General features: G+C 71.9%; 12 protein-coding genes. 3 read left to right on the forward strand and 9 right to left on the reverse strand.

Going from position 1 to position 14,661, the window contains the following annotated elements:
* Positions 1-54: 54 nt before the first annotated feature.
* From F6X53_RS15630 to F6X53_RS15650, 5 genes are all read right to left on the reverse strand, one after another.
* Entirely contained in the window at positions 55-1,365 is a 1,311-nt protein-coding gene (locus F6X53_RS15630) for a flavin monoamine oxidase family protein (RefSeq protein ID WP_151001130.1), read from the reverse strand.
* Between the two features lie 78 nt (positions 1,366-1,443).
* Entirely contained in the window at positions 1,444-1,707 is a 264-nt protein-coding gene (locus F6X53_RS15635) for a hypothetical protein (protein WP_151001131.1), read from the reverse strand.
* A 103-nt stretch (positions 1,708-1,810) separates the two neighbouring features.
* Entirely contained in the window at positions 1,811-4,297 is a 2,487-nt protein-coding gene (gene clpA, locus F6X53_RS15640) for an ATP-dependent Clp protease ATP-binding subunit ClpA (protein ID WP_151001132.1), read from the reverse strand.
* A gap of 24 nt (positions 4,298-4,321) precedes the next feature.
* Positions 4,322-4,717, reverse strand: a complete 396-nt coding sequence (gene clpS / locus F6X53_RS15645) for an ATP-dependent Clp protease adapter ClpS (protein ID WP_151001200.1) — start codon at positions 4,715-4,717, stop codon at positions 4,322-4,324.
* 290 nt (positions 4,718-5,007) lie between these two features.
* On the reverse strand, positions 5,008-5,355 hold the full coding sequence (locus F6X53_RS15650) for a phasin family protein (protein ID WP_151001133.1): 348 nt from the start codon (positions 5,353-5,355) through the stop codon (positions 5,008-5,010).
* Between the two features lie 303 nt (positions 5,356-5,658).
* On the opposite strand from F6X53_RS15650, the gene F6X53_RS15655 reads away from it, so the two are divergent.
* Positions 5,659-7,155 (forward strand): D-alanyl-D-alanine carboxypeptidase, encoded by a 1,497-nt coding sequence (locus F6X53_RS15655; protein ID WP_151001134.1) that lies wholly within the window; start codon positions 5,659-5,661, stop codon positions 7,153-7,155.
* A gap of 184 nt (positions 7,156-7,339) precedes the next feature.
* On the opposite strand, the gene F6X53_RS15660 is transcribed toward F6X53_RS15655, so the two are convergent.
* From F6X53_RS15660 to F6X53_RS15670, 3 genes are read right to left on the reverse strand one after another with little or no spacing between them, the layout of a single operon-like run.
* Entirely contained in the window at positions 7,340-8,119 is a 780-nt protein-coding gene (locus F6X53_RS15660) for a J domain-containing protein (protein WP_151001135.1), read from the reverse strand.
* Between the two features lie 2 nt (positions 8,120-8,121).
* Entirely contained in the window at positions 8,122-8,394 is a 273-nt protein-coding gene (locus tag F6X53_RS15665; protein WP_238296516.1) for a hypothetical protein, read from the reverse strand.
* Positions 8,391-9,533, reverse strand: a complete 1,143-nt coding sequence (locus tag F6X53_RS15670) for a S1C family serine protease (RefSeq protein ID WP_151001136.1) — start codon at positions 9,531-9,533, stop codon at positions 8,391-8,393. Before F6X53_RS15670 ends, F6X53_RS15665 begins: the two co-directional genes overlap by 4 nt.
* A gap of 447 nt (positions 9,534-9,980) precedes the next feature.
* Between F6X53_RS15670 and F6X53_RS15675 the strand changes: the two genes are divergently transcribed.
* Positions 9,981-10,196: a hypothetical protein gene (locus F6X53_RS15675; protein WP_151001137.1), complete on the forward strand. Its 216-nt coding sequence runs from the start codon at positions 9,981-9,983 to the stop codon at positions 10,194-10,196.
* Between the two features lie 362 nt (positions 10,197-10,558).
* The gene (locus tag F6X53_RS15680; RefSeq protein WP_151001138.1) at positions 10,559-10,852 is read left to right on the forward strand and encodes a DUF6894 family protein; all 294 of its coding nucleotides are present in this window, start codon (positions 10,559-10,561) and stop codon (positions 10,850-10,852) included.
* Positions 10,853-11,108: 256 nt separating this feature from the next.
* Here the strand turns inward: F6X53_RS15680 and F6X53_RS15685 are convergent, their stop codons facing one another.
* The gene (locus F6X53_RS15685) at positions 11,109-14,549 is read right to left on the reverse strand and encodes an SbcC/MukB-like Walker B domain-containing protein (protein WP_151001139.1); all 3,441 of its coding nucleotides are present in this window, start codon (positions 14,547-14,549) and stop codon (positions 11,109-11,111) included.
* Between the last annotated feature and the right edge of the window lie 112 nt (positions 14,550-14,661).

Below are 14,661 nucleotides of genomic sequence, written 5' to 3' on the forward strand. Positions count from 1 at the left end.
GCTCGCTCGCGCTCCATCTCAGAATGCGGTGGTGCGCGGGAGCGGCTGATCCCCTCAGCTCGCCAGGACCCGCAGGACCGCTGCGGCGGCGCGCTGGCCGTCGAGGGTGGCGCCGCCGACCGTCATGGCGCTCCCCTCGCCCAGGGCCTCGCCGGCGAGGAAGACCCGGTCGGCGATGGGGCGGCGGAGCGCGAGGCGGGCCTCCGCCCGGCCCGGCTTCGCGATCGCGTAGCCGCCGCGGGCGAGCGGGTCGGTCCACCAGCCGGCGAGGCGCCCGCCCGTGACGGCACGGCGCGCCTCGGCGCCGAGGATCGCCGCGAGGCGGTCCGTCGCCTCGGCAATTGCCGCGGCCTCGCCCGCCTCGCAGAGCGCACGCGCCCCGTCGCCGCCGAGATTGGCGATGGCGACGGGCCGCCCGAAGGGCGCCATCTCGAAATACAGGGTGAGATCCCGGCCGTCCCGCCGCGCCACCGAGACGGCATCCCCCGTCGACCGCAGGTCGAGGCGGGCCGGATCGAGGCGCAGCGCGATCTTGGTGTAAGCCCCCATGCCGAGGCCATCGAGAGCGCTCGCGGTCTCGGCGGGCCAACCGGGCGTGACGCGGATCGCGCCCCCCGCCAGCACGCCCACCGGCACCGTGACGATCACGGCCGCCCCCGCGAGGGGGCCTCGGTCGGTCTCGACGGTGACGCCCGCGCCCGACCAGTCGATGCCGGTGACGCGGGTCTCGAGTTGCACCGGCAGGCCGGCATGGTGGCGCGCCACGAGGGCCCCGTAGCCGTCGACCCAGAGATCCTCGCCCGACCAGAGCCGGTCGTAATCGGCCAGCGAGACGCGTTCGGGCTCCTCGCCGAGCGACAGGCGGGTGAGGTTGGCGGCCGCCCCTTCGGCCCCCGCGCCGCCGATCTGCGCCGCCGCCCGGATGGAGCGGTCGGCCCCCGCCGGGACGAGCAGGGCCGTGAGGGTGCCGAAGCCCGCGCGGCGGGCGGTGCGCTCGGCCTCGGTGGCGGCCCGGCCGTCGATGACGAGGGTGCGGGCCCAGGAGGAATCTTCGCCGATCCGGGCCTTCTCGCGCTCGGCGATCGCCGACCAGGGGTTGCGATCGGCCCAGTGAATGTACTGCGCGCCCGCATCGAAGGCGGCATCGGCGCCGAGGCTCGTATCCGTGAAGGCCCGTCCGCCGATGCGCCCGCGCGCCTCGACCAGCGTGAAGGCGTGCCCCGCCTGCCGGAGGGCCTCGGCCGCCGCGAGACCGGCCGCTCCGGCGCCGACCACCACGACCGGACCGTCGCGTTGGGCGGCATGCAGGGCGGGCGCCGCCATGAGGGCGGCACCGGCGAGAAGGCTGCGACGGGTGAGAACCATGGGGAAACCGGCTCGGCCCGCGGAGCCTGCGGGCGGAGGATCAAGTCCCGCGCCCGAAGAAAGCTCCGGGCTCGGGGTTCAGCTCCGCTTCTCCATCATGGTCTTGACCTGCATGAGCTGGTCCCAGACCTGCCCCGGCGAGGTGCCCAGGAGCTCGAAGCCCGCGCTGACGCCCCAGTAGATGCCGAGGATGATCACCGGGACCAGGATCCAGGCCAGGATCTCCTCGCCGCGGCGACGGCGCTTGCGGCGGCGGCGGCGCTCCTCCCGCCGCGTCAGCTTCGGCGGCGGCGCCGGGCGGGATACGGGCGTGAGGGGGCCCTCATGCAAATCGCTCGTCATGTCGCCCCCTCAACGTCCCGCGCGGCACCTGCGCGCCGCGCTCTTACCCTCTGATCGCGAAAGACAGAAGCCTCGGCGGGCCTCCGCGGCCCGCCTGACCGGATTACGCCCGGACCAGCGGCACCTTGGGCACGGTGCGCACGCCGCCCGAACCGCCGGACCCGCCGCCCTTGTCGTCCTTCTGGGCCTTCTTGCGCGTCGTCGCGCGGGGCTTCGAGCGCTTGTGCTTCCGGGTCGCGTTGGTGACGTCCTTCTCGGGCTTGGGCGTGACGGGCCCTGCCGGGAACTCGAAGGCGAGGCTGTCCTTCTCGCCGGCCTTGGCCTCGGCGTCCTCCGGCTTGCGCACCACCACCTTCACGGCGCCGCCATCCTTGAGGCGCCCGAACAGGACCTCGTCGGCGAGCGGCGTCTTGATGGTCGACTGGATCAGCCGGGCCATCGGGCGGGCGCCCATCGCGTCGTCGTAGCCGTGCTCGACAAGCCAGTCGCGGGCCTCGTCCGAGAGCTCGATCGTGACGTTGCGGTCGGCGAGCTGCGCCTCGAGCTGGAGGACGAACTTGTCGACCACCTTGGCGACGACCTCCTTCGGCAGGTGGCCGAACGAGATGATCGCGTCGAGGCGGTTGCGGAATTCCGGCGCGAACAGCCGGTTGATCGCCTCGACATCGTCGCCCGTGCGCTTGGCCTGGGTGAAGCCGTAGGCCGCCTTCGCCAGATCGGACGCGCCCGCATTCGTCGTCATGATGATGATGACGTTGCGGAAATCGACCTGCTTGCCGTTGTGGTCGGTCAGCTTGCCGTGGTCCATCACCTGCAACAGGATGTTGAACAGGTCCGGATGCGCCTTCTCGATCTCGTCGAGGAGGAGCACGCAATGCGGGTGCTGGTCGATGCCGTCGGTCAGCAGGCCGCCCTGGTCGAAGCCGACATAGCCGGGGGGCGCGCCGATCAGGCGGCTCACCGTGTGGCGCTCCATGTATTCCGACATGTCGAAGCGCAGCATCTCGACGCCGAGCGATGCGGCGAGCTGCTTGGCGGCCTCGGTCTTGCCGACGCCGGTCGGGCCCGCGAACAGGTAGGAGCCGATCGGCTTGTCCGGGTCGCGGAGCCCGGCCCGGGCGAGCTTGATCGCCGAGGTCAGCGCCTCGATGGCGTTGGTCTGGCCGTAGACCACCCGCTTCAGGTTCTCGGTGAGGTGCTGGAGCACCACCGCGTCGTCCTTCGAGACGGTCTTCGGGGGGATGCGGGCCATCGTGGCGATGGTGGCCTCGATCTCCTTGACGCCGATGGTGCGCTTGCGGCGCGCCTCCGGCACCAGCATCTGCGAGGCGCCGGTCTCGTCGATGACGTCGATCGCCTTATCGGGGAGCTTGCGGTCGTTGATGTAGCGCGCGGACAGCTCCACGGCCGCCTTGACGGCGTCGGTCGTGTATTTGAGCTTGTGGAACTCCTCGAAATACGGGCGCAGGCCCTTCACGATCTCGATCGCGTCCGGGATCGAGGGCTCGTTGACGTCGATCTTCTGGAAGCGGCGCACCAGGGCCCGGTCCTTCTCGAAGTACTGGCGGTACTCCTTGTAGGTGGTCGAGCCGATGCAGCGCAGCGTGCCGGAGGCGAGCGCGGGCTTGAGCAGGTTCGAGGCGTCCATCGCGCCGCCCGAGGTGGCGCCCGCACCGATCACGGTGTGGATCTCGTCGATGAACATGATGGCGTTCGGGTGCGCCTCGATCTCCTTCATCACCTGCTTGAGGCGCTCCTCGAAGTCGCCGCGATAGCGGGTTCCGGCGAGCAGCGTGCCCATGTCGAGGGAGAAGACGGTGGCGTCGGCGAGAACCTCCGGCACCTCGTGCTGGATGATCTTGCGGGCGAGGCCCTCCGCAATCGCGGTCTTGCCGACGCCCGGATCGCCGACGAGGAGCGGGTTGTTCTTCTGGCGGCGGCAGAGCACCTGGATCGTGCGCTGCACCTCCGTCTCGCGCCCGATCAGCGGGTCGATCTTGCCGTCCCGGGCCTTCTTGTTGAGGTTGACGCAATAGGCGTCGAGGGCGTCGCCCTTCTTCTTGGCGCGGCTCTCGCCATCCTCGTTGCTCGGGCGCTCGCCGGAGCTTTCCTCGTCGGCGCCCCGCACGGGCTTCGCCTCGGAGGCGCCGGGGCGCTTGGCGATGCCGTGGCTGATGTAGTTGACCGCGTCGTAGCGGGTCATGTCCTGCTCCTGCAGGAAGTAGGCGGCGTGGCTCTCGCGCTCGGCGAAGATCGCCACCAGCACGTTCGCCCCGGTCACCTCCTCGCGGCCGGACGACTGGACGTGGATGACCGCGCGCTGGATCACCCGCTGGAAGCCGGCCGTGGGCTTGGCGTCCTGGCGTCCGTCGCCGGTGAGGTTCGAGAGTTCGGTGTCGACATACTCGACGAGGCTGCGCTTGAGCGCGTCGATCTCGACGTTGCAGGCCCGCATCACGGCGGCCGCGTCCTGGTCGTCCACGAGGGCGAGGAGCAGGTGCTCCAGCGTCGCGTATTCGTGCCGGCGCTCGCCGGCGAGCGCCAGGGCGCGGTGGAGGGCTTGTTCTAGGCTACGTGAGAAGCTTGGCAAAGCGCTGCCCTCTGTCTGGGGTGCCTATTTCTTTTCCATAACGCACTGGAGAGGATGTTGATGTTTGCGGGCAAAGTCCATGACCTGCGTCACCTTGGTCTCGGCGACCTCGTAGGTGAACACCCCGCACTCGCCCACCCCGTTCTGATGGACGTGCATCATGATCTGGTAGGCATCCTCTTGGCTCTTGTTGAAGAACCGTTCCACGACGTGGACCACGAATTCCATCGGCGTGTAGTCGTCGTTCAGCAGCAGCACCCGGTAGAGACTCGGGCGCTTCGTGCGCGGCTTCGTGCGCGTGATGATCGCGGTGTTCGAGCGGTCGTCGCCCCCCGGTGCGCGCGGATCCGAGGCGGCGACGACCGGGACCCGCTCTGAGCCGAGCCGAGGGCCGGCGGACAGGAACGCGGACCCCCGCATCGTCGGGAGGTGAGACATCTGAATCGAACCGACCCCATCTGGCGGCATGGCTGCTCGCGGGGCGCGCCGGCGAGGCGCGCTCGCTTCGATGGCAATCTATAGGGCGGGGCGCGACTTCGCCAGTCGGCTGCGCGCACTTGTCCGTCACTCCGCGCCGATCGGTGCGGAGCGGGGCCGTGGCCGCCCCGCCGGGGGGCCGGCCTCCGCGGCTTCAAGCGCGGGTTCAAGCCCCTGGCCGCTCAGGCGAAAGCCGGGCGGTCTAGCGGGCTTGGCCCCAGGCGACCTTGGACTCAGGCGACCTTGGACGCGAAGCCCTGCTGCGACGCGAAGCTCTGGAACGGCTGCGCCAGGTCCTTGGCGAGGGCCAAGTAGAGATCGCGCAAGGTCGCGGCCTGGGCGAGGGAGCGCTCGTAAGAGCCCTTCAGGTAGGCGGTCTGAATCTCGAACGCCTTGCCGGGGCTGCCGGCCTTGGACAGCTTCTCGGCCGTCGCGACGCTGTCCTCGAAGGAGCGCTTGGTGAAGTCGACCATCTCGATGCCGATGGTCTGGGCCGTCTTCGAGGCGGCGCCGACGCTCTTCATCAGCGCGTCCATCCCGGTCTTAAGAGCGATCCCGGAGGTCTCGAGGGTGTGGCTCATCAGGGTCATCCGGCGCCCCGTCGGGGCACCCCTTCCGCGTCGGAGTTGCAAGGGCGCCGGTTGCGGCCCGAGCCTGTCGAACCTGCCGGCCAGGGAAATATGTGCACTGCAACATTTACCGTCAAGTCTATGTTGCAATGCGGTATGAGGCCGCGAAACGGCCTTAATCCATTAACTTGCCCGTAACCGCATCCACCTACGGTCATTGACAGACGTTGCGAGGGCACGGCGTCGGGTGCCGCCCTTGCGCACATGGTGCGATGCAAACCGGCGATGCCGGAAGGTCGGGGGCGGTCAGTCGTGATGCGTAGCGTTTTGAGCCGCTCCGGGACGTCCCGTGCGTTGCCTGCGGCCCTCGCCGCAGCCGCGGTGCTCACGGCCCTCGCCTCGCCCGCCGAAGCCCGCCGGCGCCACGCGCACGGCCCGGCCCGGGGCGGCGGCTACAACCCGCCCTACGCCGCGATGGTCGTCGACGTGAAGACCGGCAAGACCCTGCACGCCGTCAACGAGGATTCGCTGCGCCACCCGGCCTCGATCACGAAGGTGATGACCCTCTACATGCTCTTCGAGCAGATGGAGAAGGGTCGCTTCGCCCTCGATTCCGAGCTGACCATCTCGGCCCACGCCGCCGCCCAGTCGCCCTCGAAGCTCGGCCTGCGCCCGGGCTCCACGATCGAGGTCGAGGACGCCATCAAGGCGATCGTGACGAAGTCGGCCAACGACGTGGCCTGCGCCATCGGCGAGAACATCGCGGGTTCCGAGGAGCGCTTCGCGCAGCTCATGACCGCCAAGGCCCACGCCCTGGGCATGAGCCGGACCAACTACGCCAACGCCTCCGGCCTCCCGGACGCGGATCAGGTGACGACCGCGCGCGACCTCACGATCCTGGCCCGCGCCATCCAGGACCGGTTCCCGCGCTATTACCGCTATTTCCAGACCCGCTCCTTCGCCTTCCGCGGCCGGGTCATCGGCAATCACAACCACCTGCTCGGGCGGGTCGAGGGCGTGGACGGCATCAAGACCGGCTACACCCGCGATTCGGGCTTCAACCTGATGACGGCGGCGCGGTCGGACGACCGGCAGATCGTCGCCATCGTGCTCGGCGGCAAGTCGGGCGCGAGCCGCGACCGGATCATGGCCGACCTCGTGCGGGCGAGCCTGCCCCGCGCCTATGCGGGTGCCCGGCAGGCCCCGCCGGCCACGGAGATCGCCGAGCGCACCCGCCCGGCGGTCGTGGCCGACGCCGTGTCCCGGACCCGCACGCAGGTCGCCTCGGCGGAGGACGACGAGATCGAGACCACCGCCTCGACCGACCGCAACCAGCCCCTCGACATCACCCCGAACCGCGCCACCACCACGCCGGGCAGCGCCGGCATGGGCTGGAAGTCCGGCCCGCAGGCCCTCCCGAAGGCGGCCCAGGCCTATGCGGGCTCGGGCAGCGCCCAGGCGCCCTTCCCGGGTTCGGCCAAGTCCGAGGCACGCCTCGCCTCCGTCGATGGCGGCCAAGCCCGGGCGGAGACGCCCAAGGCCCTGTCCGGCCCCCGCGTCGTGCCCACGCCCTGGGTGATCCAGCTCGGCGCCATGGACGACGAGGACAAGGCGAAATCGATGCTCTCCGAGGCCCGCAGCCGCAGCGGCTCCGCCCTCGCCAAGGCGGCGCCCTACACCGTCAAGGTCGAGCACGGGGGCGCCACCCTGTTCCGGGCCCGTTTCTCCGGCTTCTCCGAGCAGGATTCGGCCCAGGACGCCTGCAAGGCGCTGAAGCGCAGCGGCTTCAACTGCTTCGCCACCCGCAGCTGAGCGGCCTTCGAGAGGGTTCGGGGGCGGCCCGTTCGGCCGTGTTCCCCGCGGAGATCGCCGCAGGCCCGGGGTGAGAACCCGGCCCCGGCGTGGACCGGCGCTCGCGCCGGCTCGAAACGATGCCGCGCGGGGTCCAGGAGCGGCGTCGGGCGTCACCGCAATGTCTGGCAACGCGCGTGGAGTATCAGCGATGTCGGTTCGTCAGTCTGTCCCGCGCCGCGTTGACGCGCGCGGCCCGCTCGGCGGTTCCGCCCTGGTCGGGGTGAAGCCGCTTCATCAGCGCCCGATGGGCCGCGCGGATCTCCTCTGGGGACGCCCCGCGCTGAAGCCCCAGGACCTCATAAGCCTCATCCTGCGTCATCGCCCCTGGATCCGCCGGGCGGCGCGCCCGCGCGTCGGCATCGCGCTGAGCGTCTACACGCCAGCCGGGGTGCCGGCCGTCGAGATACGCCTCTAGGAGGCGCGCGCCCTCGGGATCGCTCCGGCGGCAGAGGCCGAGGAGATCCCGCAGCACCGCCGGCGCGAGTTGGTCGAGGGGCTGCCCCGCCAGCGGACCGGCGCGGACATAGCCCGGGCCGAGGCTGCCATCGGGGCCGATCGCGAGCTCGATCACGGCGGAGCGCCGCGGCCGGCGGACCGGGCGCAGCCGCTCGGCCAGGCCGCGCAGGCCCGATCCCAGCCCGGGCCCGAGGCCGGTGAGACCGCCGAGGCCCCGCCCCCGGACGACGCCGCGCAGGCGCCGGCCGAGATTCTCCGGCCCTTCGAGGAGCCAGACGCCGCCGAGCCCGAGGATCAGCGCGAGGTCGATGCGCCCGCGCACCAGGAACAGGGCCGCGAGGGCGATGACGCCCCAGGCCGCGACGCGGCGCAGGAGCCCCGCGGTCAGGGCCGGGCCGAACCGAGCGCGGTTCTTGGAGAACCACCACAGGCCGAGGCAGGCGAGCAGGCCGAGCGCGAGGGCCATGCTCAGCGCCGCACGCCGTAATCGGCCGAGACCCGGCCGCCGATGCGCAGCTTCACCCCGTTGCCGAGGTCGCGGAACCCGTCGGCCGCTGCGGCGCCGGGGACGGAGCGTCCGCAGCCCGGCCGGGACGGCAGGCGCACGCCCTCCGGCGCATCCTCCGGGCAGAGGCGCGCGGGCGCCGGACGCTCGCCGGCCCGGGCCGCGGGAGAAGCAAGGATCGGAACGAGGACCGGGACGGATGCGAGGAGCGCCGCCATCGGGTTCAGGGCTCTCACAGGCGGTTCTCCGCGACATCCGTCGTCGTCACCCGCACGGTGCGGGTGCGTCCGCCGCGCTCGACGGTGAGGTCGATCGGCTTGTCGATCCCCGCCGCCTCGATCGCCGCCGTCAGGTCGGCCAGCCGGTGCACCGGATGATCGCCGACGCCCACGATGACATCCCCGACCTCGCCTGTCTGCAGGTCGACGCCGCGCAGGCCCGCCTGGGCTGCGGGCGAGCCGCGCAGGACCCGCAGCACCACGACCCCGTCGATGCCGAGGCGCGCGGCGGTGGCCTCCTGGCCGGCGATGATGCCGATGCCGGGATTGCGGACGCGCCCGTTGCGCAGGAGGTCGGGCACCACCCGGTTCACCACGTCCGCCGGGACCGCGAAGCCGATGCCGGCGCTCGCCCCGGAGGGCGAGAAGATCGCGGTGTTGACGCCGATCAGGCGCCCGGCGGAATCCAGCAGGGGCCCGCCGGAATTGCCGGGATTGATCGCCGCGTCGGTCTGGATGACGCCGGAGAGCTCCCGCCCCTCCCCCGTCGGCAGGCGGCGCTGCAGCGCGCTGATCACCCCAGTGGTCAGGGTGTGGTCGAGGCCGAAGGGATTGCCGATGGCGTAGGCGGCCTGCCCGACCTTGAGGTCGGCGGAGGTGCCGATGGCGAGCGGCGGCGGTGCCTTGGTGAGGCGCCCGAGCTGCAGCACCGCGAGATCGTAGGCGGGCGCCGTCCCGACGACGCGGGCGGAGACCACCTCGCCCGACGAGAGCCGCACCGAGATCGAGCCGCCGGACTGGGTCGCGGCCTGGACGACGTGGTTGTTCGTGACGACGTGGCCCGCCGCGTCCCAGACGAAGCCGGTGCCGGTCTGGGTGCCGCTGCCCTGTCCCTGGCCCTGCTCGTCCTCGTCGTCGAGGCTCATCAGGGCGCGGCCCTGCGCGGCGGCCTGGGCGAAGACGTGGACCACCGAGGGGCTCGCCCGCTCGAACAGCGCGACCGTGGTCGCCTCGGCGGGCGCGAGGTCGCCCCGCGCCGTGATCGCCCGCGGCGTCTCGACGGAGAACAGGAAGGCGGTGAGGTAGGGCTGGGCGACGAACAGCGCGAGGAGCACGAGCACCGCAGCCAGCGCGATGCGCGCGAAGCGATCCGGCACGGCTGGACACTCCTCACCTTCGCGCTGCGGCGGCCAAGCCACAGGGCACCCGCGTCCCGAGCCGGGACTGACGTCCTTAACTGGGCGTTCAGGTTGCGGGCTTCAACGCTTGATCAAGCCTGAACGCCGAGGTGTGGCAGCGCACCGTTACACCGCGGCAGTCAAGCTAACGAAATGGTCACCCCTCGGGTGCACAATCTTCATCAAGTGGACAGGGAGCATTCCGGGGCGGTCGCTGAGCGCTTTGTGGCAAAACCATGAAGCACGACGCGTTCAACTTGCGTCAATAGTCAGGCCAATCACAGCAATGTGCGCGGAATGATCGCAAAGCCGCCCCAGTGATGCTTCCATTAACAGGCAAGCAACGTCCCGCCCTGGTTGGCCCGCCTTCTCGGCCGGTTGGGCGGCCTCGTGCGGACGAACATGGTTCGGAAGGAACATTTTGAGATGGAAACCGAAGCTCTCGAACGCCCCGCCGATCTGACGATCTGGCGCACCGTGCCGGCGAGCTCTCCGCTGGCGCAGCCCGCGCGCTACGACACCCTGCGCGAGGCGATCGCGGCCGCCGCCGGCGCGCTGACGGACCCCGCCAAGCAGCCCTGGATCATCACCGAGGAGGGCGAGATCCTCTCCCCGAACTGGATCCGCACCTACCTGAACTGAGCGCCCGACGAGGATTGCGGGGATAACGCGGCAGCCGATGCAGCCCGCCTGGAACCCGCGATCCGCCCGTCCCCGGGCCGACAGGACCGCCCGAGGCGCCAGGGCCGAAGGCGGCTCCGTCGGCAGGTGTGGGCAGGTACAGCCGACGGAGCCTATCGGACGAGGAAACGGATCCGACGGGCACGAAGCTCTCGAAATCCGCGCCGGATCGCATTCACATACTTGAAGCGTCGCCGGAACGCGCCGGCCGTGCGAAGCGCACCGTCCGGCTGCCCCGGCGCGCCGCCTTAGCCAACGTGAAGGTCGTCGCGCCTGGCCGGCCCTAACGTCGCTCTCCGGCGAGGCTCGGAGAGGAGACCGTCATGGCGCGCTACTTCTTCCATCTCCAGACCGGCCGCAGGTTCTGCCGCGACGAGGAGGGCGTCGAGATCAGCACCCTCGACGACCTGCTTCTGCACGCCGCCGACCTCGCCCGCCGCCTTATCGCGGAGACGAGCCGCGCGGGCGCCACGACGCGCAGCGCCTTCGCGGTGGAGGATGGCGAGCGCCGCCTGATCCTCCACCTCTCCTTCGCGTCCCTCGACAATCCCGATCTCGCCGGCCACAGCCTCGACAGCCGCCGGACCGGGAATCCCGGCTTGCCGACGCTCCATTGAGGGTGGCGCCAGGGCATCGTCGCGACGGGCGATCCGCCCCGCGGCCCCCTCCCCCATCGCCGGAGCGTACCGGAAACCCGGTTTCTGTCGCCCTCTTCACGTATGTGAATGTCGAGCGCCCCGCCCCGCCCTACCCATGACAGCGCCGGAGGAGCCAACCCCCCTCTCGTCCGGCTGGCACCGCCGGTCGAACTTTCCCCCGATCGCTTGAGCCGGCGGTGCCTATTTTCCCGACCCGCCCGGGACCGACACGCGGTCACTCGGCCGCGTCGCGCCCCCGATAGCCCTCGATGCCCCGGCGCTCCGGGTTGATCGCCGCGAGCGCGCGCTTGGCGGCCTCGAGGGGATGCTCGGATTCGATCCGCACGGAGGACAGGTCCGGGCTCTTGTAGACGGTCACGATGGTGTCCATCACCTCGGTCAGGGTGGTGCGCTTGTCCTCGGGGGCCGCGATCAGGAGTTGCAGGCCCCAGGCCCGATACAGGTCGACGAGCCCCTGCGAGTTGCGCACGTCGAGCTTCGAGAAGGCCTCGTCGAGGAGGCAGAGGCCGAGGCCCGGATTCTCGTCGCCCGGCCGGTCGCCGGGGTAGTAGGCGCTCGCCAGGGAGGCCGCGATCGCCACGTAGAACGGCGCCTGCGCCTCGCCGCCCGATCCCCGCAGGGCTCGGCTCGACATGGTGGTGCGGTTGCCCGCCCGGTCGCGCATGCCGATCTCGTAGACGAAGTAATTGCGGTAATCGGCGAGCCGGGCCGCGTCCTCGCTGCCCGCGATGAGCTGCGAGATCTCCTCGAGCGCCGACGCCATCGGTCCCTCGCCGGAGGCGGGCAGCACCGACTGGGCCGCGTCCGGCGAGCGGGCGACCTCGGTGGCCAGCGCGTGCACGGCGGCGTAGCGGCGGTCCACGGTCGCCTCGAAGGCGTAGGTCTGGCCCGTGAAGGTCTGGGAGGACAGGCGCTCGTTCAGGGCATCGAGGCGGGCGCGCACCCGCTCGAACTTGTCGGCGAGGCGCGTGAGCAGGTCCTCGGTCATCAGGCGCCGCATCTCGCCCTCGGCCCGCTCGGCCTGGGCGCGGTAGCGGCGCAGCTCGTGGCCCGCCACCTCCTCGTGCTCGCGCTTGGCCCAGGTGTAGCCGAAGGTCGCCGGCACGTCGCCCTTGGCCAGCGGGTTGTCGATGCGCCAATGGGCGCAATACTCGGCGAGGTCGCGCTCGGCGGCGCGCCCGTGCGAGCGCGCGCTCTCGCCGGCCTCCCGGGCCGCCCCGCGCTCGGCGCTCGCGAAGGCGCTGATCTCCTTGGCCTCGAGCCCCCGCAAGTCCGCCCGCACCCCCGCGACCTCGCCGGGATCGAGGGCCTGGCCCCGGGCGAGGCGGATGCGGAGCGCGTCGCCGCTGCGCAGGCGGTGCAGCGCGCCACGGCGCGCCACCAGCGCCGCGCGGGCCGCCTCCCGGGCGGAGGCGAGCCGCGCCCGGAGCTGCGCCTCCTCGCTGAGCAGCGCATCGAGCTTCGGCTCCAGCACCTCGGCGAGCTCGCGCAGATAGGCGGTTCGCTCGCCGGTGAGCGCCTTGATCTCGGCCGCGATCCCGTCCGCGTCGCGCTTCTCGATGGCCTCGCGCTCGGTCGCCAGGGTCCGGCGCCGCCCTTCGAGGCCGTCCGCCTCCTCGCGCAGGGCATCGATGTCGAGATCGCCCCGGGCGGTGCGGGCGCGGATCTGCGCGGCGGCGCGGGCGGCCTCGCGCAGGACGACCGCCTCCTGCCGTAGGCGGCGCGCCTCCGCCACCGCGATCTCGTGGTTGGCCCGGCTCTCGGGGGTGGGCCCGCGCTGGCCGCGGGTCATCAGGAGGTCGACGGAGCGCGTCACCGAATAGGCCATGCCGGCGGTGGTGCGCCCGCTCGGCGCCACGGCGCGGCTCATCTGGGTGAGCTGCGCATCGTTGGCCGCGAGGTCGTAGCCGCCGAGGCGCACGCCCAGGAAGGCCTCGGCATGGGGATCGCGCGTCTCGACCACCGACATGGCGCCGTCGTCGTAGCGGCGGGCCCGGTGGCGCGCCGTGTCCGTGGTCTTCACCAGGATGCAGCGGTGGTACTGGTTGCGGCCGGCCTGGAGCACGCCGAGCGCCTCCTCCAGCCGATCGGGCGAGACGACGAGCGCCTCGCGCGCCCGGCCGAGCAGCGCCTCGAGGGCCGGCCCCCAGAGGGGATCGACCACCTCGGCGAGTTCGCAGATCGGCCGCGCGTCGATGCCGCGGCGGGCAAGCTCGGCCCGGAACGCCACCGTGTCGGAGGCGAGCCGCGCCGTCGCGGTTCCGCCCCCGGGCGCCGGGGCGTAGCGCTCGGCCTCGACCTCCTGGGCCCGGGCCTTCAGGGCCACGTCCTCGGCGGCGCGGTCGAGCGCCTCGTCGAATTCGGGCAGGCGCGCGAGCCCGTCGAGGAGCCCCGCCAGCACGCCGTCCGGGCGCAGGGTCTCGTCGAGGGGCGCCTCCTTGCGCAGGCCGGCGCGGGCGCAGGCCTCGGCGAGCCGGGCCGCCTGGGGCGCCACCTGCCGCAGCGTGGCGGCGACCGCGTGGAGCCTGCCCATCTGCTGGACGAGGCCGACGCAATCGGCCACGCGGGCGGAGAGCTCGCGCCGGTCGCGCTCCAGCATGGCGAGGCCCGCATTCGAGGCGGCGAGGCGCCCCTCCGCGGCGCTGCCCGCCACCAGGGCCTTGCGCTCGGCAATCTCGCCGTCGATCTCGCGCACGAAGCCCTGGCTGGTGCGCACGCTGTCGCGGGCGATGCGCAGGGCCTCGCCGCCCTCGCGCAGGCGGCCCCGGACCGCCAGGAGATCGACAGTGCGCCGCCGCAGCTCGGCGAAGGCGGCGCGCGCCTCGTGGGTCGCGGCGGCCAGAACCCCGTCGCCCCAGGATTCGTAGCGGCCGACGAGGCGGCCGAGGCGCTGCAGCTTCGTCTCGAGCTCCTCGATGGTCTCGAGGAGCCGCCGCCAGTTCTCGACGGATTGGCGCACCCGGGCGACATCGAGGGGCTCGGGATCGAGCACGAAGGAGCGCACGAAGGCGCTCGAATCGAAGATCGGCTTGAACGCGACGGCGTTCGAGAAGGTGCGCAGGAAATGGCGCGGATCGGGCACCGGGGCGCCCTCGCGCAGGGTGGCCAGAACCTCGGCGGTGAAGCGCTCGCCCGAGGTGCGGAACTCCTCGAAGCGCTCGGAGCGGGCGCGCAGGTCCGCGGCGATCTCGGACCAGGGGGCCGTGAAGTGGCCGTCCGGCGTGGTGCGGGCGTAATCCGCGATCTCGAAGCGGTGCCCCGTCGCGATGAAGCGCGACAGCACCTCCTCCTTCGGCTCGTCGGCGCGCGCGGCGAGCGCCAGGCCGAAGGAGACAATGCGCCCCGTCACCTCGTTCTCGAAGACGAGGCCGATCACCGTCTCGCAGGATTCCCGGGTCGGGCGCCCACCCTCTGCCGGGTCGCTGATCCAGCCGAGGCAGTAATCGCGCACCGTGCGGGCACTGCGGCCCGAGGCGGAGGCGTTGAGGGCAAGCCGGCTCGCATTGTTGCCGGCCAGCACCGTGCCGACCGCGTCGAAGATCGTCGACTTGCCCGCCCCTGTCGGCCCGACGAGCGCCGCCGCGCCCCGGATCCGGATCTGCTCACGCCGGATGAGGTACCAGTTCGAGAGGGCGATGTCGGTGAGAAGGTACAAACCGGGTGATCCGGCCGCGCGGGCGGGCAGAGGGACGGGCAGAGGGACGGGCAGAGGGACGGGCAGAGGGACGGGCAGAGGGACGGGCAGAGGGACGGGCGCCCAGTTGGCC

This window comes from Methylobacterium soli (assembly GCF_008806385.1).
GTDB lineage: Bacteria > Pseudomonadota > Alphaproteobacteria > Rhizobiales > Beijerinckiaceae > Methylobacterium > Methylobacterium soli.

Coding starts and splice junctions, on each gene's coding strand:
- F6X53_RS15630 (WP_151001130.1), bottom strand. CDS start 1,365: ATGGTTCTCACCCGTCGCAGCCTTCTCGCCGGTGCCGCCCTCATGGCG.
- F6X53_RS15635 (WP_151001131.1), bottom strand. CDS start 1,707: ATGACGAGCGATTTGCATGAGGGCCCCCTCACGCCCGTATCCCGCCCG.
- clpS (WP_151001200.1), bottom strand. CDS start 4,717: ATGCGGGGGTCCGCGTTCCTGTCCGCCGGCCCTCGGCTCGGCTCAGAG.
- F6X53_RS15650 (WP_151001133.1), bottom strand. CDS start 5,355: ATGAGCCACACCCTCGAGACCTCCGGGATCGCTCTTAAGACCGGGATG.
- F6X53_RS15655 (WP_151001134.1), top strand. CDS start 5,659: ATGCGTAGCGTTTTGAGCCGCTCCGGGACGTCCCGTGCGTTGCCTGCG.
- F6X53_RS15660 (WP_151001135.1), bottom strand. CDS start 8,119: ATGGCCCTCGCGCTCGGCCTGCTCGCCTGCCTCGGCCTGTGGTGGTTC.
- F6X53_RS15675 (WP_151001137.1), top strand. CDS start 9,981: ATGGAAACCGAAGCTCTCGAACGCCCCGCCGATCTGACGATCTGGCGC.
- F6X53_RS15680 (WP_151001138.1), top strand. CDS start 10,559: ATGGCGCGCTACTTCTTCCATCTCCAGACCGGCCGCAGGTTCTGCCGC.